Source organism: Streptomyces laurentii (assembly GCF_040635425.1).
In the GTDB taxonomy this organism is placed as follows: domain Bacteria; phylum Actinomycetota; class Actinomycetes; order Streptomycetales; family Streptomycetaceae; genus Streptomyces; species Streptomyces laurentii.
Map to the genome: position 1 here is coordinate 93,114 of NZ_JBEYHT010000005.1, position 19,055 is coordinate 112,168.

At 73.9% G+C, this 19,055-nt stretch carries 21 protein-coding genes; 13 read left to right on the forward strand and 8 right to left on the reverse strand.

From position 1 onward, the window contains the following. The first annotated feature begins 30 nt into the window (after window positions 1–30). Complete coding sequence (locus ABZ693_RS04970) at window positions 31–615, forward strand: nucleosidase (protein ID WP_359873442.1); 585 nt, start codon at window positions 31–33, stop codon at window positions 613–615. Window positions 616–712: 97 nt separating this feature from the next. On the opposite strand, the gene ABZ693_RS04975 is transcribed toward ABZ693_RS04970, so the two are convergent. Further along, window positions 713–1,123 carry a RidA family protein gene (locus ABZ693_RS04975; RefSeq protein ID WP_359873444.1) on the reverse strand — a complete coding sequence of 137 codons (411 nt, stop codon included), beginning with the start codon at window positions 1,121–1,123 and terminating at the stop codon, window positions 713–715. 153 nt (window positions 1,124–1,276) lie between these two features. Here ABZ693_RS04975 and ABZ693_RS04980 point away from each other — a divergent pair, with 153 nt between their 5' ends. Beyond that, window positions 1,277–1,522, forward strand: coding sequence for a heavy-metal-associated domain-containing protein (locus ABZ693_RS04980; RefSeq protein ID WP_359873599.1), 246 nt, complete (start codon window positions 1,277–1,279; stop codon window positions 1,520–1,522). 82 nt (window positions 1,523–1,604) lie between these two features. On the opposite strand, the gene ABZ693_RS04985 is transcribed toward ABZ693_RS04980, so the two are convergent. Genes ABZ693_RS04985 through ABZ693_RS04995 form a run of 3 tightly spaced genes read right to left on the reverse strand, consistent with a single transcriptional unit; the run spans window position 1,605 to window position 4,835 of the window. Then, complete coding sequence (locus tag ABZ693_RS04985; RefSeq protein WP_359873446.1) at window positions 1,605–2,756, reverse strand: PP2C family protein-serine/threonine phosphatase; 1,152 nt, start codon at window positions 2,754–2,756, stop codon at window positions 1,605–1,607. 38 nt (window positions 2,757–2,794) lie between these two features. Beyond that, window positions 2,795–4,246 (reverse strand): MFS transporter, encoded by a 1,452-nt coding sequence (locus ABZ693_RS04990; RefSeq protein WP_359873601.1) that lies wholly within the window; start codon window positions 4,244–4,246, stop codon window positions 2,795–2,797. Window positions 4,247–4,283: 37 nt separating this feature from the next. Then, window positions 4,284–4,835, reverse strand: coding sequence for a TetR/AcrR family transcriptional regulator (locus ABZ693_RS04995; RefSeq protein ID WP_359873603.1), 552 nt, complete (start codon window positions 4,833–4,835; stop codon window positions 4,284–4,286). Between the two features lie 438 nt (window positions 4,836–5,273). Between ABZ693_RS04995 and ABZ693_RS05000 the strand changes: the two genes are divergently transcribed. Then, complete coding sequence (locus ABZ693_RS05000) at window positions 5,274–5,861, forward strand: TMEM165/GDT1 family protein (protein ID WP_359873448.1); 588 nt, start codon at window positions 5,274–5,276, stop codon at window positions 5,859–5,861. Between the two features lie 103 nt (window positions 5,862–5,964). On the opposite strand, the gene ABZ693_RS05005 is transcribed toward ABZ693_RS05000, so the two are convergent. Further along, the gene (locus tag ABZ693_RS05005; RefSeq protein WP_359873450.1) at window positions 5,965–6,549 is read right to left on the reverse strand and encodes a cysteine hydrolase family protein; all 585 of its coding nucleotides are present in this window, start codon (window positions 6,547–6,549) and stop codon (window positions 5,965–5,967) included. Window positions 6,550–6,785: 236 nt separating this feature from the next. Between ABZ693_RS05005 and ABZ693_RS05010 the strand changes: the two genes are divergently transcribed. The 9 genes from ABZ693_RS05010 (at window position 6,786) to ABZ693_RS05050 (ending at window position 15,432) form a co-directional block, all read left to right on the forward strand. Next, window positions 6,786–7,793, forward strand: a complete 1,008-nt coding sequence (locus tag ABZ693_RS05010) for a GlxA family transcriptional regulator (RefSeq protein ID WP_359873452.1) — start codon at window positions 6,786–6,788, stop codon at window positions 7,791–7,793. Window positions 7,794–7,954: 161 nt separating this feature from the next. Continuing rightward, complete coding sequence (locus tag ABZ693_RS05015) at window positions 7,955–8,386, forward strand: hypothetical protein (protein WP_359873454.1); 432 nt, start codon at window positions 7,955–7,957, stop codon at window positions 8,384–8,386. 20 nt (window positions 8,387–8,406) lie between these two features. After that, window positions 8,407–9,024 (forward strand): TetR/AcrR family transcriptional regulator, encoded by a 618-nt coding sequence (locus ABZ693_RS05020; protein WP_359873456.1) that lies wholly within the window; start codon window positions 8,407–8,409, stop codon window positions 9,022–9,024. Further along, window positions 9,008–10,660 carry an acyl-CoA dehydrogenase family protein gene (locus tag ABZ693_RS05025; RefSeq protein WP_359873458.1) on the forward strand — a complete coding sequence of 551 codons (1,653 nt, stop codon included), beginning with the start codon at window positions 9,008–9,010 and terminating at the stop codon, window positions 10,658–10,660. The genes ABZ693_RS05020 and ABZ693_RS05025 overlap by 17 nt, the downstream gene beginning before the upstream one ends. Before the next feature lie 264 nt (window positions 10,661–10,924). Continuing rightward, the gene (locus tag ABZ693_RS05030) at window positions 10,925–12,226 is read left to right on the forward strand and encodes an amidohydrolase (RefSeq protein ID WP_359873460.1); all 1,302 of its coding nucleotides are present in this window, start codon (window positions 10,925–10,927) and stop codon (window positions 12,224–12,226) included. 104 nt (window positions 12,227–12,330) lie between these two features. Then, a complete protein-coding gene (locus ABZ693_RS05035; protein ID WP_435842344.1) occupies window positions 12,331–12,645 on the forward strand; it encodes a polyprenyl synthetase in 315 nt (104 codons plus the stop codon). Then, window positions 12,638–13,702 (forward strand): polyprenyl synthetase family protein, encoded by a 1,065-nt coding sequence (locus ABZ693_RS05040; RefSeq protein WP_359873462.1) that lies wholly within the window; start codon window positions 12,638–12,640, stop codon window positions 13,700–13,702. Before ABZ693_RS05035 ends, ABZ693_RS05040 begins: the two co-directional genes overlap by 8 nt. 108 nt (window positions 13,703–13,810) lie before the next feature. Next, the gene (locus tag ABZ693_RS05045) at window positions 13,811–14,974 is read left to right on the forward strand and encodes an oxygenase MpaB family protein (protein WP_359873464.1); all 1,164 of its coding nucleotides are present in this window, start codon (window positions 13,811–13,813) and stop codon (window positions 14,972–14,974) included. A 125-nt stretch (window positions 14,975–15,099) separates the two neighbouring features. Further along, window positions 15,100–15,432 (forward strand): cupin domain-containing protein, encoded by a 333-nt coding sequence (locus ABZ693_RS05050; protein ID WP_359873466.1) that lies wholly within the window; start codon window positions 15,100–15,102, stop codon window positions 15,430–15,432. A gap of 62 nt (window positions 15,433–15,494) precedes the next feature. Here the strand turns inward: ABZ693_RS05050 and ABZ693_RS05055 are convergent, their stop codons facing one another. Continuing rightward, entirely contained in the window at window positions 15,495–16,001 is a 507-nt protein-coding gene (locus ABZ693_RS05055) for a tetratricopeptide repeat protein (RefSeq protein ID WP_359873468.1), read from the reverse strand. Window positions 16,002–16,184: 183 nt separating this feature from the next. Between ABZ693_RS05055 and ABZ693_RS05060 the strand changes: the two genes are divergently transcribed. Next, window positions 16,185–17,858, forward strand: coding sequence for an extracellular catalytic domain type 2 short-chain-length polyhydroxyalkanoate depolymerase (locus ABZ693_RS05060; RefSeq protein ID WP_359873470.1), 1,674 nt, complete (start codon window positions 16,185–16,187; stop codon window positions 17,856–17,858). 29 nt (window positions 17,859–17,887) lie between these two features. Here the strand turns inward: ABZ693_RS05060 and ABZ693_RS05065 are convergent, their stop codons facing one another. Beyond that, entirely contained in the window at window positions 17,888–18,388 is a 501-nt protein-coding gene (locus ABZ693_RS05065) for an SRPBCC family protein (RefSeq protein WP_359873473.1), read from the reverse strand. Window positions 18,389–18,442: 54 nt separating this feature from the next. After that, window positions 18,443–19,033 (reverse strand): TetR/AcrR family transcriptional regulator, encoded by a 591-nt coding sequence (locus ABZ693_RS05070; protein ID WP_359873475.1) that lies wholly within the window; start codon window positions 19,031–19,033, stop codon window positions 18,443–18,445. Window positions 19,034–19,055: the final 22 nt, after the last annotated feature.

Here is a 19,055-nt window from a genome sequence, read left to right on the forward strand (position 1 = left end):
CACCGAAGCGCACCAGGTAGCGTGGCCGTCATGGAACTCACAGGCGAGATAAAGCCCGGTCGCCCTCTGCTCGTCCTGGCGGTGAAGGAGGAGGCCCAGCACCTCCGCACCGATCTGCCCATGCTGCTGACCGGCATGGGCAAGGTCAACGCGGCGACGGCACTCGCCACCGTTCTCGCCCGCGGCCCGCACCCGTCGGAGGTCGTGAACCTCGGGACGGCGGGGGCGCTGCGCCCCGGTTGGACGGGCACCCATGTGGTCGGCACGGTCATCCAGCACGACCTGGACAGCAGGCTGCTCGCGAGGCTCACGGGCGAGCAGTACGGGGCGCCCCTGACCCTGCCGGGCGGCAGCGACGTGGTCCTCGCCACCGGTGACATGTTCATCTCGGACGACGAGGCGCGTGAGCGGCTCGCCGCCCGTGCCGCGCTCGTCGACATGGAGGGGTACGCCCTCGCGTCGGTGGCCGCCCAGGCCGGTGTGCCGCTGCGCGTGGTCAAGCACGTCAGCGACGAGGCCGGTGAGGGCGCGGACCGTACCTGGCGCGAGTCGGTCGCCGAATGCGCCCGTCACCTGGCGGCCTGGGCGGAGGCGAACACGCCGTACGTCGGCTGACGGCGCGCGGAACGCGAGGGGCGTACGGCACACCTGCCCGTACGCCCCTTTTTCACGCCCCGTCGTGCCCCGCTCCCCCACCGGGCCGGCTCCCGGCTCAGTCGGGCAGCGCGACGGTGAGGTCCACCTCGGCCAGCTGTCCGCTGAAGCCCAGCTGCGCGACCCCCAGCAGGGTGCTCGCCGAGGTGAACGCCGGCCCGAGGGCCGAGGCGGTGAGCCGGGCCCACGCGGCGCCCAGCACGTCCCGGTCGTCACTGCGTACATAGATCACCGAGCGCACCACGTGCTCCGGCCGGGCACCGACCGCCGCGAGGGCGGTGAGCGCGTTCGCGACGATCTGGTCGAGCTGCGCGTCGACGGAGTCCGGGCCGACAAGGCCGCCTTCCTGGTCCAGGGGGCACTGCCCGGCCAGATAGGCCGTCCGGCCGGCCTCCACCACGGTGATGTGGTGATAGCCGGGAGTCTGGTGGAGCCGCTCCGGGTTGATCCGGCTGATCTTCGCTGTCATGCCGCGAGTCTGGCCCTGCCCGGCGGGCCGCGGCGACGCCCGTCCCCGCCGGTGCGCACTTCCCGACCTTCTCTGGCGTGATCCTTTCCTTGCGAGGCATACCCCCCGGGGGTATAAAGGAGTGACGGAATACCCCCACGGGGTATAACCCGCATCCGATCCAGGAGGTTCCCATGTCCGCGTTCCGCGTTCTCCACCACCTACAAGGTCTCCGGCGTCAACAGCGGTCACTGCAAGGCGATCGTGACCGAGGCCCTGCGCGGGCTCGAGAGCGTCGACACCGTGCACGTGGAGATCTCCACCGGTCTCGTCACCGTCAACACCCGCACCGAGCCCGACGACGCGCTGATCTCCACGACGATCGACGACGCCGGGTACGACTTCCACGGTCGCGCCTGACGGCGGCCAGGGGCACCGACCCCGTTCGAACGCCCCGAGGGGCCGGGCAGCAGGCCCGGCCCCTCGGGGCGTTCCGCGTCGGTCAGGCCGACGGCGCTCCGGCGGCACCCGCCGCCGCGGCCACGGCGGCCGGCTGCGGGAGGCGTACGACGAGCAGGGCGGCGACATCGTCGTCGAGCCGGCCCGCGCCGTACGTCGTGAGGTCGTGGTGGAGCAGCGGGAGCACCTGGTCGCCCGGTTCGTCGGCCCATCGGCCCATCCGCTGCTCCAGCGGGTAGAAGTCCCCGGCCCGGTCGCGGGTCTCGCTCACGCCGTCGGTGAAGAGCAGCATCCGGTCGCCGGGCCGGAACGGGACCTCCTCGACGCGGTGCCGGGAGGTGCACAGGCCCGCGAGGTTGAGCGGCAGCGACGGGTCGTGGAGCGGGACGGCCCGGATCCGTCCCTGATGCTGGAGCAGCGGGGCGGGATGGCCGCAGCTGAGGACGCGCACCACGTCCTGGCCGTCGGGGAATTCGAGGAGCAGGACGGTGGCGAAGCGCTCGGCGGCGTCGGATTCGGGGGCCCAGGCGCCGTAGCGGGCCAGCCCCTCCTCCAGCCGGTCGGCGAGTTCGGCGAGGCCGGAGGCGTCGGTGACGGCGGCGCGGTACGAACCGAGCAGGACGGAGGCGGTCTCCACGGCGCCGAGGCCCTTGCCCTGGACGTCGCCGAGCATCACGCGGACGGCGCCGGGGACCCGGACCGCCTCGTAGAAGTCGCCCCCGATCCGGGCCTTGGCCGCGGCGGCGACGTACAGCAGATGCAGTTCGACCTCGCCGAGCCGGGGCGCGAGCGGGCGCAGCACCACCCGCTGGACCACCTCGGCGACGGCCGTCACCTCGCTCAGATCCTGCTCGTAGCGGGTACGGACCCGGCTGATCCAGACGGCGGCGGCGGTGACGGCCACGAGGACAAGTTCGGCGGAGACGATGTCGCCGGCGGTGTCGCCCTGTGCCACGCCGAGGGCGAGCCGCAGGACGATCGCCAGCAGGCCGATGGTCAGGGTGCCGCGCACGCTCCAGGTGACGGCGGCGAGGGCGGGGCCGATGACGAGGAGCCGGTCGAAGTGCTCCCCCTGCGACGTGATGAGGTCGACCACCACGACGGCGGCGAGCGCGAGGACGGGCAGCGCGAGACCGAGGTTGAGCTCGACGCGCGTCCCGGACGCGGAGGGGGGCCGGTGACCACCTGAGGGCATTTCATGATCATACGTTCGGGATCGGATGGTCCGGCACCTTACGTCCGCGTTGGCGTGTCCGCCATCCGGCGCTCCGCGCCCGGTTCCGGATCCGCGTCGTCCCCCGCCCCCGCAGCTCGGCCGCCCGGCAGACCGAGGCAGGCGAGGACGGCGAGCGCGGCGACGGCCGCGAGCACGGGCAGGGCCGTTCCGGACGCGAGGAGCGGCGCGGCCAGGGCCACCCCGAGCACGGGTCCGGTGTTCATGGCGGTCTGCTGGAGTCCGCCCGCGACGCCGGCGTGCTCCCGGGGAGCCCGGTGCACCACGACCGAGGTGGCCGTCACCATCACCGCGCCGAACCCGGCGCCGATGAGTGCCGCGCACCCGCCGGTCGCGAGCGCGGAGCCGGTGACCTCCGTACGCCCCAGCAGCGCCACTCCGGCGACGAGCAGCCCGGCTCCGCCGGTGGCGACCCGCCGCGCGCCGAAGCGCCCCTTGAGCAGGGCGCTCACCGGCGCCCCGGCCACGATCAGCAGGGCCAGGGGCAGCATCCGCGCGGCGGTGGGGAGCGGTCCGAGGGCCAGGGTATCCTGGAGCAGGTACGTGGCGGTGAACAGTGTCCCGGAGAGCGCGGCCGACGCGGCGAGCAGCGCCCCGAGCCCGGCGGCGACCGGACCCGGCCCGCGGCCGGAGGCCTCCGGCCCGGCACGCCCGAGGCTCCCGCGCTTCGTCCCCGGGCGGGCCTTGAGGAGCATCCCGGCGGGGACCAGCGGATACGGGGCTCGTCGCTCGTGCCGTACGAACGCGTAGCCGGCCGCTCCGGCCACACCGAGCGCGAGCAGGGCGCCGCCGAGGGCCGGAGGCGCGAACCCGTGGGCGAGGGCTTGGACGAGGCAGGCGAGGGCGAGCCCGAGCAGGCAGGCCCCGGGCAGATCCAGCGCGCCCGCACCGCGGCCCTCCTCTCGCGTGGTCTGGCGCGACGTGGGTACGGCGAGGCCGATCAGCGCGATCGCCAGGGTCGGCGCGACACCGAGGAGGAAGACCGCGCGCCAGCCGTACGCGGTGACGAGCACGCCGCCGACGAGCGGGCCGACCGCGGCGGCGAGGCCGATGGCGCTGGTGCGCAGGGCGATCGGCATGCCGAGGCGGTCGGGCGGATAGGCGGCGCGCAGCATGCCGAGCGTCGCGGGCTGGAGGAGGGCGCCGAAGACGCCCTGGGTGACGCGGAGGGCGACGACCCAGCCGATGCCGGGGGCGACGGCGATCCGGGCGGAGGTGGCCGCGAAGCCGAGACAGCCGAGGACGAAGAGCCGCTGGTGCCCGTACCGGTCGCCGAGCCGGCCCGCGAAGACGAGCAGGCTCGCGACGGCGACGAGATAGCCGGTGCTGGTCCACTGCACCTGGGCGGTGTCCGCGCCGAGGTCGTGCTGGAGCGCGGGCTGGGCAATGGTCAGGACGGTGCCGTCGAGGGCGACGACGGCGGCGCCGACGACGCTGCACGCGAGGGTCAGGGGGGCCGGAGACGGTCGCGGCGTGGGCTGGGGCGGGTCATCGGCCGGTGTCCGGTCGTCGGGGGCCGAGGTGGGCGTCGAGGGCGGCCGTGAGCAGTGGTTCGACGTCGTCGGCGCCGGTGGCGAGACGGAGGCTGCCCCAGCGCCGGAGCTGGGCGATGCCGTGGAGGTTGGCCCACAGCGCGCCGGTGGCGGTGGCGGGGTCGGCGGCGTCCGGGCGGACCCGGGCGACGAGTTCGGCGACGTGCGCGAAGAGCGGGAGGCTGGTGTCGCGCAGCCCCAGCCGCCCGCTCTCCAGGAGGTCGTGGCGGAACATCAGCTCGTACATGCCGCCGCGGGTGCGGGCGAAGTCGAGGTAGAGGCGGGCCAGCGCCTCGATCCGGTCCCGGGGGTCGGCCGTGTCGATGGCGGCGACGCGGATGCCGAGTGCGCGGAAGCCCTCGTGGGCGATGGCCGAGAGCAGGTCGAGGTGGGTCGGGAAGTAGCGGCGCGGGGCGCCGTGCGAGACCCCGGCGCGGCGGGCGATCTCGCGGAGCGAGAGGGCCCCGGCGCCCTCGGCGTCGACCAGTTCGACGCCGGTCCGCACCAGCCGGTCGCGGAGCCCGCCGGGTTCGGGTTCGGCGGGTTCGGGTTCGGCGGGCGGGACGGGTGCGTCCGGAGTGTCGGGCGCGGTCTCCGGAGGCTTGCCCGGAGTGGGTTCGTCGGTCACGGAACCTGTCTACCGGAACCCCGTAGACACTGTCTACCACTTCAGTAGACAGTGTCTACGGTCTGCGCCGATCCGTCCGGTACACTGGCCCGAGCGAAGGGGAGTAGCCCTGCGAACCGGTCGTCGACACACTGGAACCCCCGGGTTCCCGGTGGCCGGGTCCGCACCGAGGTGCGGACGGGCGAGACCTTCGGCCAGGCAATACGTCACGTCCGCGTCCATGCGGGCGTGGTCCGTCATGCCGGGCCGAGTGGTCCTCCCGTCGCCTCACGAGGCGCCGTGCCGGGCCCGGGCCCGGTCCGAGCAGAGAGCCCCGGTATGCACCTCGACCCCTTGGCGATCATCACCGCCTTCGGGCTGATCTTCCTCGCCGAACTCCCCGACAAGACGATGTTCGCGTCCCTCGCCATGGGCACGCGGATGCGTCCGCTGTACGTCTGGTTCGGCACCTCGACCGCGTTCATCGTCCACGTGGCCATCGCCGTCGGCGCGGGCAGCCTGCTCGGACTCCTCCCCGGCTGGATCGTGAAGCTCGTCTCGGCCGCGCTGTTCGGCTTCGGCGCCTTCATGCTGCTGCGCGCCGGAGGCGACGACGAGGACGACGAGGACGGCGCCGGCAAGACGGTGAAGGGCTTCTGGCCCGTCTTCTCCACCGCCTTCATGGCCGTGTTCATCAGCGAGTGGGGCGACCTGACCCAGATCACCACGGCCAACCTGGCCGCCACCAACGGCACCTGGTCGACGGCGATCGGCTCTGCCGCCGCCCTCATGAGCGTCTCCGCGCTCGCGCTCATCGCGGGCCGGTTCATCGCCAAGCGCGTCCCGCTCAAGACGGTCCAGCGCGTCGGCGGTGTCTGCATGGCCGGTCTGGCCGTCTGGTCGCTCGTGGAGGCCTTCACCGCCTGACCCCGGCCGGCGCCCCGCCGTTCGCCTCCCCCTCGATGCCCGTGTGCCCCCGGCACACGGGCATCGTCGTCGCGCGGGTGGGACGAACGGCCGGGACGCCGCGTCAGACGATCTCCTTCTCGGACTCGACGACGACTCCGTACAGGTCGGCGATGGTGGCCAGGGCGCCGCGGTGCACCTGCGCGGCCGGGACGTCGGCGCCCAGGACCGGGAGCGAGCGGGTCGCGGTGGCCTCGGCCACGACGGTGGGCCGGTGACCGGCCAGGAACGCGCCCTGCGCGGTGAACGTCACGCACATGTGGGTCATCCAGCCGGCGAGGACGAGGTCCTGGCCCTCGTCGAGGTGCGAGGCCAGATCCGTACCGACGAAGGAGTCCGGGAACCGCTTGACGACGACCGGCTCGCCGTCGGCCGGCGTGAGCCGCGGGTGGAACCGGCCGATCTCCGCGCGGACGTCGTACGGGGTGCCCTCGCCGCCGTCGTTGACGACGTGCACCACCTTCGTGCCCTGCCGGCGGGCCCGCGCCAGCAGCCGCTCGGCGGCGTCGAGGGACTGCTCCCAGCCGTCGAGTTCCATGACGCCCTGGGTGTACGTGTTCTGGAAGTCGATCAGGATCAGCGTCGAACCGGCCAGTGTCGCGGGGGTCTGGTCGAAGCCGTTGAGCTCGCGCAGCGTGGTCCTGGACATGGGTGTACCGCCTTCGGCATACGGGGTGAGGAGTGCGGCCCGAGCGGTCCGCCGGGCCATGTCCGCCAAACTATGAGCCCGTTCGGGTGTCGGCAATGACGTCTGATCCGCAGAAACCGACATCGCTCGCTCGCACCGAACGACCGCCGCGCCAACCGCTGTACCGCCGTACCGACCGCCGCGTACCGACCGGCCTGCCGGTGGCCCGCCGCCACCGGTGCCCCAGGGGAGGACCCGTGCCGGACACCGTCCGACGCCGTATCGTCATCGTGCTCTTCGACGGCGTCGACCTGCTCGACGTCACCGGGCCGCCGGAGGTGTTCTCGCTCGCCCTGCGCGAGACCGAGGAGGCCGCGGGCTACCGGGTCCTGCTGGCCGCCGCGGCCCTGACCCCCGTCACCACCGCCGCCGGGGTCCGTGTCCTGCCCGACCTCACCTTCGAGGAGGCCGCGGCGGGCGGCATCGACACACTCGTGGTCCCGGGCGCGGTGGAGGTCGACGAGGAGCGCCGCGTCCATCCCGTCGTCGATCCCGGCCTGGTCGCCTGGGTCCGGACCCTCGCCGCTCGCGCGCACCGGATCGCCTCCGTGTGCGTGGGCGCGCACCTGCTCGCCGCCGCGGGGCTGCTCGACGGCAAGCGCGCCACCACCCACTGGTCGACCGCGCAGCGACTGGCCGTCGACCATCCGGCGGTGACCGTGGACCCCGACCCGATCTTCATCCGCGAGGACAACATGTGGACCGGGGCCGGGATCAGCGCCTGCCTCGACCTGTCCCTCGCCCTGATCGCCGACGACCTCGGCGAGGCGGTCGCCCTGCGGGTGGCCCGGCAGATGGTCATGTACCTCAAACGTCCCAGCGGCCAGAGCCAGTTCAGCGTCCCGCTGGAGCGGATCGCCGCCACCCGCCGCATCGAGGACCTGCGCCATCACATCCTGCGGCACCTCGCCGAACCGCTGACGGTCGTCGACCTCGCCGCGTACGCGCACGTCAGCGACCGGCACCTGACCCGGCTCTTCAAGACCGAGCTGGGCATGACCCCGCACGCCTACATCGAGTCGGTCCGGGTGGAGAAGGCCCGCCACGAACTGGAGTCGTCGGACGCCACCCTGGAGCGCATCGCGTCCGTCTGCGGCTTCGGCACGACGGACACCCTGGTCCGGGCGTTCCGCCGCCGTCTGGACACGACACCGACGGAGTACCGGCGCCGGTTCAGGGTGCCGGCCGCACCCCTGACGCCCTGACGCGCCTTCACGGGGTGCCGTACTGGCACCGTAGGGTCATGAACGCGACGGACACAACACCGGTACCGGCAGCGAAGGGCCCTCGACGGGACGGCCTCACGGCGTTGAGGAACATGGCATGCCGCTATCAGGCGGACGAAATTCCGCCCGAGGAACTGCCCATGCTCGCAGCCGAGTTGCTTGCGGAAGGGGTGGACACCCCGACGCTGTGCGAACTCGCGGGCCTGTCGCGCCGCGCGGACGTCCGGGACATCCGTGACACGTTCGAGCAGGCGGTGCGCGAGGCGGGAATCGGTTTCCCCGGGCGGGTCCTGGCACGACGTCACGCGATGCGGCGGATCGCGGCGAGGCTGGTCGACGGCGAGATCGCGGCCCTCGATCCGGCGGCGGACGACTGGGAGGACACGGAGACCGAGACCGCCGAGGAGCGGGCCTTCACGGCGCTGCTCCCCCCGTGCACCTGCTGCCTCGCCCACACGCTGGACACCGACCAGCGGACGTGGGAGGCCCGGCTGCGCCGTGCCGCTCTCGCCCTGATCGCGGCTCCGCCGACCGGCCCCTGCTGCCGACCCGCCCCCTGTGCGAAGCAGTGAATCGCTGCTTCACTTCTTGCATGCCCTACCGCCGCACGCCCGCCGTCCAGGCCCGGCTCGACGCCCAGCGCGCCGCGATCGTCGAGGCCGGTCTCCGGCTGCTCGCCGAGCACGGTCACGCCGGGTGCACCATGGCCGCCGTCGCCGGGCGGGCGGGCGTCGCGACCGGCAGTGTGTACCGCCACTTCGCCGGCAAGGCCGAGCTGTCGGTCGAGCTGTTCCGCACCGTCGTCGGCCGTGAGGTGGCCGCCGTGTCCGAGGCCGCCGCGCGGCCGTCGCACCGGACCGCCGCCGAGCGGGTGGTGGCGGTCATCGAGACCTTCGCGAGCCGCGCCCTGAAGGCGCCCCGGCTCGCCTACGCGCTGCTCGCCGAGCCGGTCGACCCGGCCGTCGACGCCGAACGCCTGGTGTTCCGGCGCGCCTTCCGCGACGTCTTCGCCGAGCGGATCGCCGCCGGTGTCCGGAGCGGCGAACTGCCGCCCCAGGACGCGGTGCTCACCGCCTCCGCGCTGGTCGGCGCGGGCGCGGAGGCGCTGACCGGCCCCTTGACCGCCGGGTCCCCCGGACCCGGCACCGTGCCCGCCCTCGTCACCTTCACCCTGCGAGCCTTGGGAGTTCCCGATGCAGAACACGCATGAGGTCACGAACCAAGTTCCGCCGCTCACCGGTCACGACGTCTCCGCCGACCCCGCGCTCCTGGAGGCGCTGCGCCGCGAGGGCGCGGGCTGGGCCGAGTCCGAGGTCCGGGAACTGGGCGTCAAGGCCGGTGGCCACGAGGCGCAGGAATGGGGCCGGCTGGCCGAGCGGCACTCCCCCGTGCTGCACACCCACGACCGGTACGGCCACCGGATCGACGAGGTCGAGTTCCACCCGTACTGGCACGAGCTGATGACCGTGGCCGTCGAGCACGGGCTGCACGGCGCGCCGTGGGCCGATGGCCGGCCCGGCGCCCATGTGGCGCGCGCCGCGAAGACCTTCGTGTGGGCACAGGTGGACGCGGGGCACCTGTGCCCGGTCTCGATGACGTACGCGGCGGTGCCCGCGCTGCGCGCCGAGCCGGAGCTGGCCGCGGTGTACGAGCCGCTGCTGACCTCCCCGTCGTACGACTTCGGCCTGCGCGTCCCCACCGGGAAGCGCGGCCTCATCGCCGGCATGTCGATGACCGAGAAGCAGGGCGGTTCGGACGTGCGGGCCAACACCACCCGCGCGGTGCCGACGGGCGAGGCGGGCGAGTACGCGCTGACCGGGCACAAGTGGTTCACCTCGGCGCCGATGTCGGACGTGTTCCTGACGCTGGCCCAGGCGCCCGGCGGGCTGTCCTGCTTCCTGCTGCCGCGGGTGCTGCCGGACGGCTCGCGCAACGCGATCCGTCTCCAGCGGCTCAAGGACAAACTCGGCAACCGTTCCAACGCCTCCGGCGAGATCGAGTACGCGGGTGCCCTCGGCCGGCTGGTCGGCGAGGAGGGCCGGGGCGTCGCCACCATCATCCGCATGGTGAACATGACCCGGCTCGACTGCGCGCTGTCCTCCGCGTCCGGGATGCGGCTCGGTCTCGTCCACGCCGTGCACCACGCCACCCACCGCCGCGCGTTCGGCGCCCGGCTGATCGACCAGCCGCTGATGACGAACGTGCTGGCGGACCTGGCGGTCGAGGCGGAGGCCGCGACGATCGCCGCGATGCGGCTCGCGGGCGCGGTGGACCGGGCGGCGGCGGGCGACGACGGGGAGGACCAGCTGCGCCGTCTGGCGCTCGCGGTCACCAAGTACTGGGTGTGCAAGCGGGCGCCCGCGCACGCGGCCGAGGCCCTGGAGTGCCTGGGCGGCAACGGTTTCGTCGAGGACTCGGGCCTGCCCCGGCTGTACCGCGAGGCGCCGCTGCCGTCGATCTGGGAGGGCTCCGGCAACGTCGCCGCGCTCGACGTGCTGCGTGCCATGGCCCGGCAGCCCGTCGCTGTGGAGGCGTTCTTCGCCGAGGTGGATCTGGCGGCCGGCGCCGACCGGCGGCTGGACGCCGCCGTCGCGCGGCTGCGCAAGGAGCTGGCCGAACTCGGCGATCCGGAGGCGCTCCAGTTCCGGGCCCGCCGGCTGGTGGAGCGTCTGGCCCTGGTCTTCCAGGGCTCCTTGCTCGTCCGGTACGGCCATCCGGCGGTCGCCGACGCGTTCTGCGCCTCCCGGCTCGACGCCGACGGGGGCCTCGCCTTCGGCACCCTGCCGACGGGCCTGGACACGGCGGCGATCGTCGAACGGGGCGCGCCCGGCTATCCGGCCGCCTGACGCACACCCCCGCACACCCCTCGCGCCCGGCGTACGCGCCGGGCCGGTACACGTCCGCGGGCCCGTCCCGTGCCGCCGTACCCGAGCACCCCGCTCCCCTGGCCGTTTCTAGGGGGCGCCGGCGAACCCGTGGGCGCACCGTGGCTCCGACCCGCCCGGCGTGGCAGGGTGGCGGCCGGCGGCGGTTCCTCCCGATGCCGCCATGTTCCCAGGGCCACCGGTGCCGTGCGGGCGACCGGTGCCACCGGCGAGACGGAGGTGTCCGTGAGCGGGCGATCCATCCACGACGTACTGGACGACGGCGCGCGGCGCCTCGCGGACCGGGTGATCGCCTGGCGCCGCCATCTGCACCGGAATCCCGAACTGTCCAACCGGGAGGAGAAGACGGCCGCGTTCGTGGCGGAGCACCTGCGCGCGCTCGGGCTGGACGAGGTGCGCACGGGGATCGCGGGGCACGGCGTGGTCGGGGTGCTGCGGGGCGGGCGGCCGGGGTCGCGCACGATCGCGCTGCGGGCGGACATCGACGCGCTGCCGGTGCCGGACCGGTGCGGGGCGGACTTCGCCTCGGAGGCCGTCGACACCACGTACCCGGGCGGCCCGTTCCCGGTCTCGCACGCCTGCGGGCACGACTGTCACACGGCGATGCTGATGGGCGCGGCAGCCGTGCTCGCCGAGGCCCGCGCGGAACTGCCCGGCACGGTCCTGTTCGTCTTCCAGCCGGCCGAGGAGGGGCCACCGGTCACGGAGGAGGGCGGGGCGCGGGCGATGGTGGCGGAGGGCGCGTTCGCCGAGCCGGTGCCGACCATGGTATTCGGGATGCACGTCACCCCGTACCCCAAGGGCCACGTGGGCTACCTCTCCGGCAACCAGTACGCCGCCTCCCTGCTGGTCCGGATCACCGTCACCGGCCGTCAGGTGCACGGCTCCACGCCGTGGCAGGGGATCGACCCGATGCCCGCGGCGGGCGCGATCCTCACCGGGATCGGGCAGCTCTACCGTCAGGTGTCCGCGTTCGATCCGGTCACCGTGACCATCGGCCACATCGAGGACGTCGGGCGCTTCAACATCATCGGCGAGACCGTCACGCTGTGGGGCACGGTCCGCTGCGCGGACGAGTCCGGCATGGCGGAGGTACGCCGGCGGCTGGCGACGCTGGCCGGGCACACGGCCGCCGCGTACCAGGCCACGGCCCGAGTGGACTACCTCCAGCCGGTGCCGCCGGTGCGCAACGGCGCGGCGTGGGTGGCCGCCGGTCTGCCGACCTTCCGCCGGGTGGTGGGCGCCGAGCGCGTGGTGGAGACCGTCCCGTCGCTCGGCTACGACGACGTGTCCGAGTTCATCGACCGGTTCGGCGGGCTGTACGTGACGCTCGGCGTCCAGGACGCGGCCCTGGACGAACGGGGTCTGCCGGTCCCGCTCGCGGGCGGACGCGGTCTGGTCACCAACCACCATCCTGGGTTCTACGCCGACGACGACACCCTGGTGACGGGGGTACGGCTGCACGCACACGTCGCGTACGACCATCTCACGGGCGCGCTCGCCCCGGACCGGGCGGAAGCCCGATGATCACCCGTTCGTGAGTTTTCCGCGCACGCCGTACGCGCCGCCCGCCACGCTGGGCCCGACCACCCGAGGACGAGCGCGCACGGGCGCGGGAACGGGGAACGGCGTTGACATCGCAGAGCGGCGGCACGGCGGCAGGGGAAGGCCGGGCGGGCGGCGCGGCGCGGGAGGGCACGGACGACGGGGCGGTGCTGCTGGTCGCGGGGCTCGCCGACCTGGCGGTGAGTACCCTGGGGACGGCCATGGGAACGGTCCGGGGGCTGTTGCGGCGCTCGGACACGGGCCGGCTCGTCGAGAACGCCGAGCAGGATCTGCGGGCGCGCGGGCGGCTCGCGCTCGACCGGTACGCGGCGGTGCCGCCGGCTCATCTGGAGGTGCTGGCGCAGCACGTGCTGGAGCGGCGGTCGCGGGCCGATGGCTGACGTCTGGGACCCGGCGGCGTTCAAGGCCCGGGTCGACGAGGTGCTGGGCCGGTTCGTCGCCCGCGAGGCCGACGCGCTGGCCGCCGTCGACCCGGCCCTCGGGCCGGTGGCCGGGGAGCTGGAGGCGGCGGTCGCGCACGGCAAGCGGCTGCGGGCCGCGTTCTGTTATTGGGGCTGGCGGGGCGGCGGGCAGCCGGACAGCGACGCGCTGGTCCGGGCGGCGGCCGCCGTCGAGTTGGTGCACGCGGCCGCGGTCGTGCACGACGACCTGATCGACGGCAGTCCGCTGCGGCACGGGCGGCCCACCGCGCACCGGGCGCTGCGCTCCGCCGTCCCGGGGCATCCGCGGCCCGCCGGGGCCGCCCGCTCGCTGGCCATGCTGGTGGGTGATCTGCTGATGGCGCTGGCCGGGCAGTTGTTCGTGGAGAGCGGGCTGCCCGCCGCGTATCTGGGGCGGGCCCGGCCGTTGTGGGCGGCGCTCGCGCGGGAGCTGATCGCGGGCGAGTGCCTGGAGGTCCTGCACACGGGCGGGGTGCCGGACACGGCGGTCTCGCTGAAGGTGATCCGCTACAAGACGGCCAAGTACACCGTCGAACAGCCGCTGTTGATCGGCGGGGCCCTGGCCGGGGCCGCGGCGCGGCTGGGCGAGGGCTACTCGGCGTACGGGCTGCCGCTCGGCGAGGCGTTCCAGCTGCGGGACGACCTGCTCGGGCTGTTCGGCGACCCGGCGGACACCGGCAAGGCCGGCGCCGACGACCTGCGCGGGCGGCGGCCGACCGCGCTGCTCGCGGAGGCCTGGCGGCTCACGGACGCGGCCGGACGCGCGCGGCTGCGCGCCCTCCTGGACGGGAGCGGGGACGGGGACGGATCCGAGGGCGGCGATCTGGACGAGGTGCGGGAGCTGATGCGTCGCGTACGGGCTCCGGAACGGGTGGAGGCCATGATCGCCGCGCGGGTGGCGGAGGCGCTGCGCGTCCTCGACGAGCTCGACGCGCCCCCGGCCACCGTCGCCGCCCTCACCTCGCTCGCTCACGCCGCGTCGGCCCGGGCGTCCTGACCGCCCCGACCCCCGCCGTACCGCACCCGCGCCGTCCCGGGCGCGCACCGCTTCGCCGTACCCCCCGCACTCTCCTCCCCCTCACGGATGCTCGTCGAAGGAGCCCGCATGATCCCCACCGAGGCGTCGATGGACGCCCTGCGCCAGACCGGCGACGAACTCGCCGACGCCACCGTCGCCACGCTCTTCGAGCGCGGGGAGGTCGGCCGGTTCAACACCCTGATGCGGTACGTGTCCACGGTGGGCGCTCCGCTGCCGGACGGGCTGCCGGACGTGGCCCGCGAATACCTGCACGCCACGAGCTCCGCGCCGGACTGGGTGGACTGGGGCGAGATGGAGAAGGCCCGGCTCTTCTTCACCGACAACGACGTGCACATCACCACCGCGCTGTCCTTCGCCTCCATGCCCGCCTGCTATCTCGTGCCGCACGTGGCGCAGCTGCTCACGACGACGCACGGTCTGAAGTACCCCTCGAAGCGGATGGCGGAGACCGGCCAGTTCACGCTCTATCTGATGCGGCCGGACGCCTTCGAGGCCGGCAGCCGGTTCGTCCCGGCGGCGCAGAAGGTGCGGCTGCTGCACGCCGCGATCCGGCATCATCTGCTGCGCGAGGACCGCTGGGACACGGCGGCGCTGGGCGTGCCGATCTGCCAGGAGGACATGATCGGCGGGCAGATGTTCTTCTCGATGCTGGTCCTGGACAGTCTGCACCGGCTCGGCGTCCACATGTCCAACGAAGGCGCCGAGGCCTACTACTACGCCTGGCGGGTGGTGGGGGCCATGCTCGGCGTCGACCAGGAGGCGGTCCCGCGGACCCTGGAGGAGGCGCGCGCCTTCCTCGATCTGTACATGATCCGGCACATGGGGCCCTCGGACGACGGGGCGCTGCTCACGCGGCAGCTCATCGACCTGTACGAGGAGGTGGTGCCGGGCACCTTCTTCGACCCGATCGTCTCCTCGCTGATCCGCCACCTCGTGGGCGACACGTGCGCCGACTGGCTCCAGGTGCCCCGTACCACCTGGGACACGGTGGTCAAGGCGGTGCCGCATCTGCTCGGGGTCCTGGAGACGGTCGAGGACCGCTCCCCGATGGGGGCGTGGCTGCTGGACCGGCTCGGGCATCTGACCACGGTCTTCGAGCTGTCGTCGCTGACCCGTGGCCGTGTCATGCACTACGCGGTCCCGGAGCATCTGAAGAAGGACTACGGGGTCTGCTCCGCGGTGTCCCCGAAGCACCGGTGGACCCCGCCGCCCGCCGTCCTGAGGCCTTAGCCGCCACGGCCCGGCGCCGGGGGCCGAGTCGGCGTCGCGTCGGGGGCGGGGCGGCCCCGAGTTGCGGGACGCGCGCCAGGCGCAAGGCTATGGGTACCGGTCCGCGCAGCCCGCTGGGAGACACGATGCAGGAGCCCGCACCCCACGACCTCGACGCCCTCGCCGACGAGCACCTGAGGAAGGCGCGTGCCGCTTCGCACGGACGCAGCGCCCATCTGGTGATGCACGACGGGGTGCTCCGGCAGAGTGTCATCGCCCTGGTCTCGGGCACGGCCCTCGACGAGCACAACGCGCCGCCGGCGGCGAGCCTCCAGGTACTGCGGGGCCGGGTGCGGCTCACGGCTGCGGGCCGGTCCGAGGAGCTGAGGGCCGGCCAGCTCCAGATGATCCCGAAGGAACGGCACGGGCTCGCCGCTCTCGACGACGCCGTGGTCCTGCTGACCGCCGTCAACGACTGACGGTCCGGTGACCGGCCGTGTCCGGGGGCGCCGGGTGCCGTACGGGCGCGGACCGGAGCGGCTCACTCCACCCGGTGCAGGTCCTCCGCGTAGTACACGATCGCCGAGCGGTACCGCTGTACGGACGGGTCCTCGCTGCTCTCCACGAGCAGCCGCAGCAGCGTCCGGACCGAGTCGTGGGCCTTTCCGGCGTTGAAGAGGGCCATGGCGAGGAAGGCGCGCAGGGCACCGTCCTCGGGAAACTCCTCGGCGCCCCGCCGTAGGGTGGCGACGGCGTCCTCGTACCGTCCGAGCACCCGGTAGGTGCTGCCGAGGCCGAGGAACGCGCCGCCTCGGTCCTCGGCGCCGAGGGCGTCCGGTCCGGCGGCGAGGGCGCGTTCGTAGTACGGGACGGCATCGGCCTCCAGACCGAGGACGTCGTGCGCCCACGCGGTCTGGTAGGCGATCTCGGCATCGTCGGGGTGGCGGTCGGCGAGCGCGACCAGAAGATCGCGGGCCTCCTCGCGGCGGCCCGCCGTGCGCAGGGCGACGGCCTCGGTCAGTCGGATGTCCCGGGAGTCGGCGTTCATGCGGCCATCGTCGCAGGCCGCCGGGGGCGCGGTGGCGGGGAGGGGTCGGGGAGAGCTCTTCGCGGCACCGGCCGGCCCACAGCGTGAGGGCGTCGTTTGTGGCGTCCGGGCCCATAGGGGGCGGTCGAACGCCGCTCTACTCTCCGGCGCAACCCCCACTGTCCGAGCCGCACGGGAGTCCTCATGCGTCCCCTTCGCGCCACCCGTCCCACCCGTTCCCTCCGTTCCGTACGACCACGGCGGCCGCGCCGCCGGCCCGCGGCCCTGCTCCTCGCGGCCGCCGGCGCCCTGTTCTCGCTCGCCCTGCCCGCGTCCCCCGTCTCGGCGGCAGCCGCCCCGGCCCCGGCCCCGGGGGCGCTCACGCCGGTGGCGGGCGCGCTCACCCCGTACGACATCAGCACGGTGTACACGGCCGGAGTGTCCTCCGGCGGCTATATGGCGACGCAGCTGCACGTGGCCTACTCCGGGACCGTCTCCGGTTCGGCGGCCTTCGCCTCCGGCCCGTACGACTGCGCGCAGGGCATGCTGGCCACCGCGCTCAACGCCTGTATGGACACCCTCCAGGACCTCCGGCTCGCCCAGCTGGAGCAGGCGACCCGCGACCGGGCGGCGCAGGGGCTGGTGGACCCGGTGGCGAACCTCGCGGACGATCCGGTGTACGTGTTCAGCGGGACGCGGGACACGACGGTGCGCCAGCCCGTCGCGACGGCGCTCGCCGACTACTACACGCACTTCGGCGCGCGGGTGCGCTACAACCGGACGACGGCCGCCGGGCACGCCTGGATCAGCCCGCTGGGCCCCAACTCCTGTGCGGTGACGCAGAGTCCGTTCCTCAACGACTGCGGCTTCGACGCCGAGGCCGAGATGCTCGGCCATCTGATGGGCCCGGTGTCCGCGCCCGCCGCGCAGCCCTCGGGCTCGCTGATCCGGTTCGACCAGAACGCGTACGCGCCGGGCGGCTCGGCCGCCGCGCTGTCGATGGGCGACGACGGCTTCGCGTACGTCCCGGCATCCTGCGCGGGTGGCGCGAAGTGCAGGCTGATGGTGGCCCTGCACGGCTGCAAGCAGGGGTACGCGTACCAGGGCTTCGGGACCCGGTTCGTGGAGGGCGCCCATCTCAACGAGTACGCGGACACCAACGGCATGATCGTGCTGTATCCGCAGGCGGCGCCGACCGCGACCCTGGAGAACCCCAACGGCTGCTGGAACTGGTGGGGTTACCTCGGCGACAGCGCCTACGCACGGCACGGCGGCAAGCAGATCGAGACCGTGATGCGGATGATCGGGGCGCTGCGCGGCAGCACTCCCCCTCCCACCGGCGGCACCTCGGTGACCCTGCCGAGCGTCGACGCGCAGGACGGCTACGTGAAGGCGGCGGCCGACGGCTCGGGCGCGGCGGTCGGCACGCTGGAGGACCTGTACGGCCTCGCGCTCGGCCGGGGCACGGACGGCAAGGTGAACCGGACCCTGCTGTCCTTCGACACCTCCCGGATCCCGGCGGGCAAGGAGATCACCCGGGCCTATCTGACGGTGGACCGGTCGAGCGGGGCGGGCGATCCCTGGGCGTCGCCTGCGGGCAACCGGCTGCTGGTGGACGTCCGTTCGGGCTGCTTCGGCGGGTGTGCGGTGGAGCCCGCCGACTGGGCGGCGCCCGCGACGGCGGCGGGCGCGGCGGAGTTCGGCCCGTTCTTCTCGGGCCGTGCGGTGTCGGGCGATCTGTCCGCGGCGGCCCTGGCCGCGCTGAACCGGGGCGGGACGACGCAGATGCGGCTCGGCTTCGCCGCGGCGCCGCCCTCGATCGCGTACCTGTTCGTCAATCAGAGCGCGCCGGTGACGCTGACCGTCGAGTACCGCTGACCGGACACGACGCAGGGAGACACATGCGTTCAGCGAGGGACTTCGGGGAGTTCCTCGCCCGTCTCCAGCAGGCTCTTGAGGCTGGAGACCAGGGCCGGCCAGCCCTCGCCGACGAGGCCGCGGATGGTGCCCGAGGCCTTGAGGTCGTCGTGGACGACGGTGAGCTTCACCATGTCCCCGGCCGGCTCGATCTCGTACGTCACCTTGGACCGCCCCTCCTCGACGAGGCGGATGTACAGGTCGTCGTCGATGCCGACCGCGTGCGCCCATTCGGGGGTGAAGGTGTGCCAGGTGTACGACAGACGCCGGCCGGGTTCGGCGACGAGGACGACCTGCGCGGGGTCGGAGGTGGTCCGTCCGCCCTCCTCCCAGACCATGGGCGAGCCGGTGATCCAGTCCGTCACGAAGGTCACGCCCCAGTAGCGCCGGGTGAGGTCCGGGTCGGTGAGGGCCCGCCACAGCTCCTCGGGCGTGGTGCGGATGTACGCGCTGTACACGTACGCGCTGCTGTCCAGGGTGTCGGTGTCCATCGGAGCCTGCTCCATTGCTGACGTCGTCGGCGCGGGCACGGGCGTCCGCGCCGCTCAGGTTCGGAGGGCCGCGGCCACCAGCCCCTCGATCTCCTTCCTCACCTCGGCGCGGCCGCTCGCCGCGTCCGGCGCGGCGACCACCCGGTCCAGGACCAGTCCGTCCACGCACGCGAGCAGCGTCAGCGTGCGGGCGTCGGGGTCCTCGACGCCGCGGGCGGCCAGGAAGTCCCGGACGACCTCGCGGCCCCGGTTCTCCCTCGGCACCAGGATGTCCCTCAGTTCGGGGTCTCGCACGCTCTCCAGGACACAGGCGTAGCGGGCGAGTGAGCGGCGCCGCCCCTCGCCGCCGGTCCGGGCGGCGACCAGGAGGGTCAGCCCCTGGACGAGATCGGCCGGGGTGCGGGGCGGAGGCGTGTGCGCGGCGGCGGTGCGCAGCTCGTCCTGGTCGCGTTCGACGAGCCGGCGGACGAGCGCGGTGAGCAGGGCGGAACGGGTGCGGAAGTAGGCGGAGGTGGTCCCGGCGGGCAGGCCGGCGGCGGCGTCGACGGCCCGGTGGGTCAGACCGCGCATGCCGGCGTCGGCGAGGACGTCGAGGGCGGCGTCGGCGAGGAGGGTGCGGCGGGAGCCGGTGGAGGGTGGAGTCACCCCCTCTTTCTACACCTGTAGA

Excerpts from the sequence above, each read along its gene's own strand:
- ABZ693_RS04970 (WP_359873442.1), top strand. The coding sequence starts at position 31 with ATGGAACTCACAGGCGAGATAAAGCCCGGTCGCCCTCTGCTCGTCCTG.
- ABZ693_RS04975 (WP_359873444.1), bottom strand. The coding sequence starts at position 1,123 with ATGACAGCGAAGATCAGCCGGATCAACCCGGAGCGGCTCCACCAGACT.
- ABZ693_RS04985 (WP_359873446.1), bottom strand. The coding sequence starts at position 2,756 with ATGCCCTCAGGTGGTCACCGGCCCCCCTCCGCGTCCGGGACGCGCGTC.
- ABZ693_RS05000 (WP_359873448.1), top strand. The coding sequence starts at position 5,274 with ATGCACCTCGACCCCTTGGCGATCATCACCGCCTTCGGGCTGATCTTC.
- ABZ693_RS05005 (WP_359873450.1), bottom strand. The coding sequence starts at position 6,549 with ATGTCCAGGACCACGCTGCGCGAGCTCAACGGCTTCGACCAGACCCCC.
- ABZ693_RS05015 (WP_359873454.1), top strand. The coding sequence starts at position 7,955 with ATGCTCGCAGCCGAGTTGCTTGCGGAAGGGGTGGACACCCCGACGCTG.
- ABZ693_RS05020 (WP_359873456.1), top strand. The coding sequence starts at position 8,407 with ATGCCCTACCGCCGCACGCCCGCCGTCCAGGCCCGGCTCGACGCCCAG.
- ABZ693_RS05025 (WP_359873458.1), top strand. The coding sequence starts at position 9,008 with ATGCAGAACACGCATGAGGTCACGAACCAAGTTCCGCCGCTCACCGGT.
- ABZ693_RS05040 (WP_359873462.1), top strand. The coding sequence starts at position 12,638 with ATGGCTGACGTCTGGGACCCGGCGGCGTTCAAGGCCCGGGTCGACGAG.
- ABZ693_RS05045 (WP_359873464.1), top strand. The coding sequence starts at position 13,811 with ATGATCCCCACCGAGGCGTCGATGGACGCCCTGCGCCAGACCGGCGAC.
- ABZ693_RS05050 (WP_359873466.1), top strand. The coding sequence starts at position 15,100 with ATGCAGGAGCCCGCACCCCACGACCTCGACGCCCTCGCCGACGAGCAC.
- ABZ693_RS05055 (WP_359873468.1), bottom strand. The coding sequence starts at position 16,001 with ATGAACGCCGACTCCCGGGACATCCGACTGACCGAGGCCGTCGCCCTG.
- ABZ693_RS05060 (WP_359873470.1), top strand. The coding sequence starts at position 16,185 with ATGCGTCCCCTTCGCGCCACCCGTCCCACCCGTTCCCTCCGTTCCGTA.
- ABZ693_RS05065 (WP_359873473.1), bottom strand. The coding sequence starts at position 18,388 with ATGGACACCGACACCCTGGACAGCAGCGCGTACGTGTACAGCGCGTAC.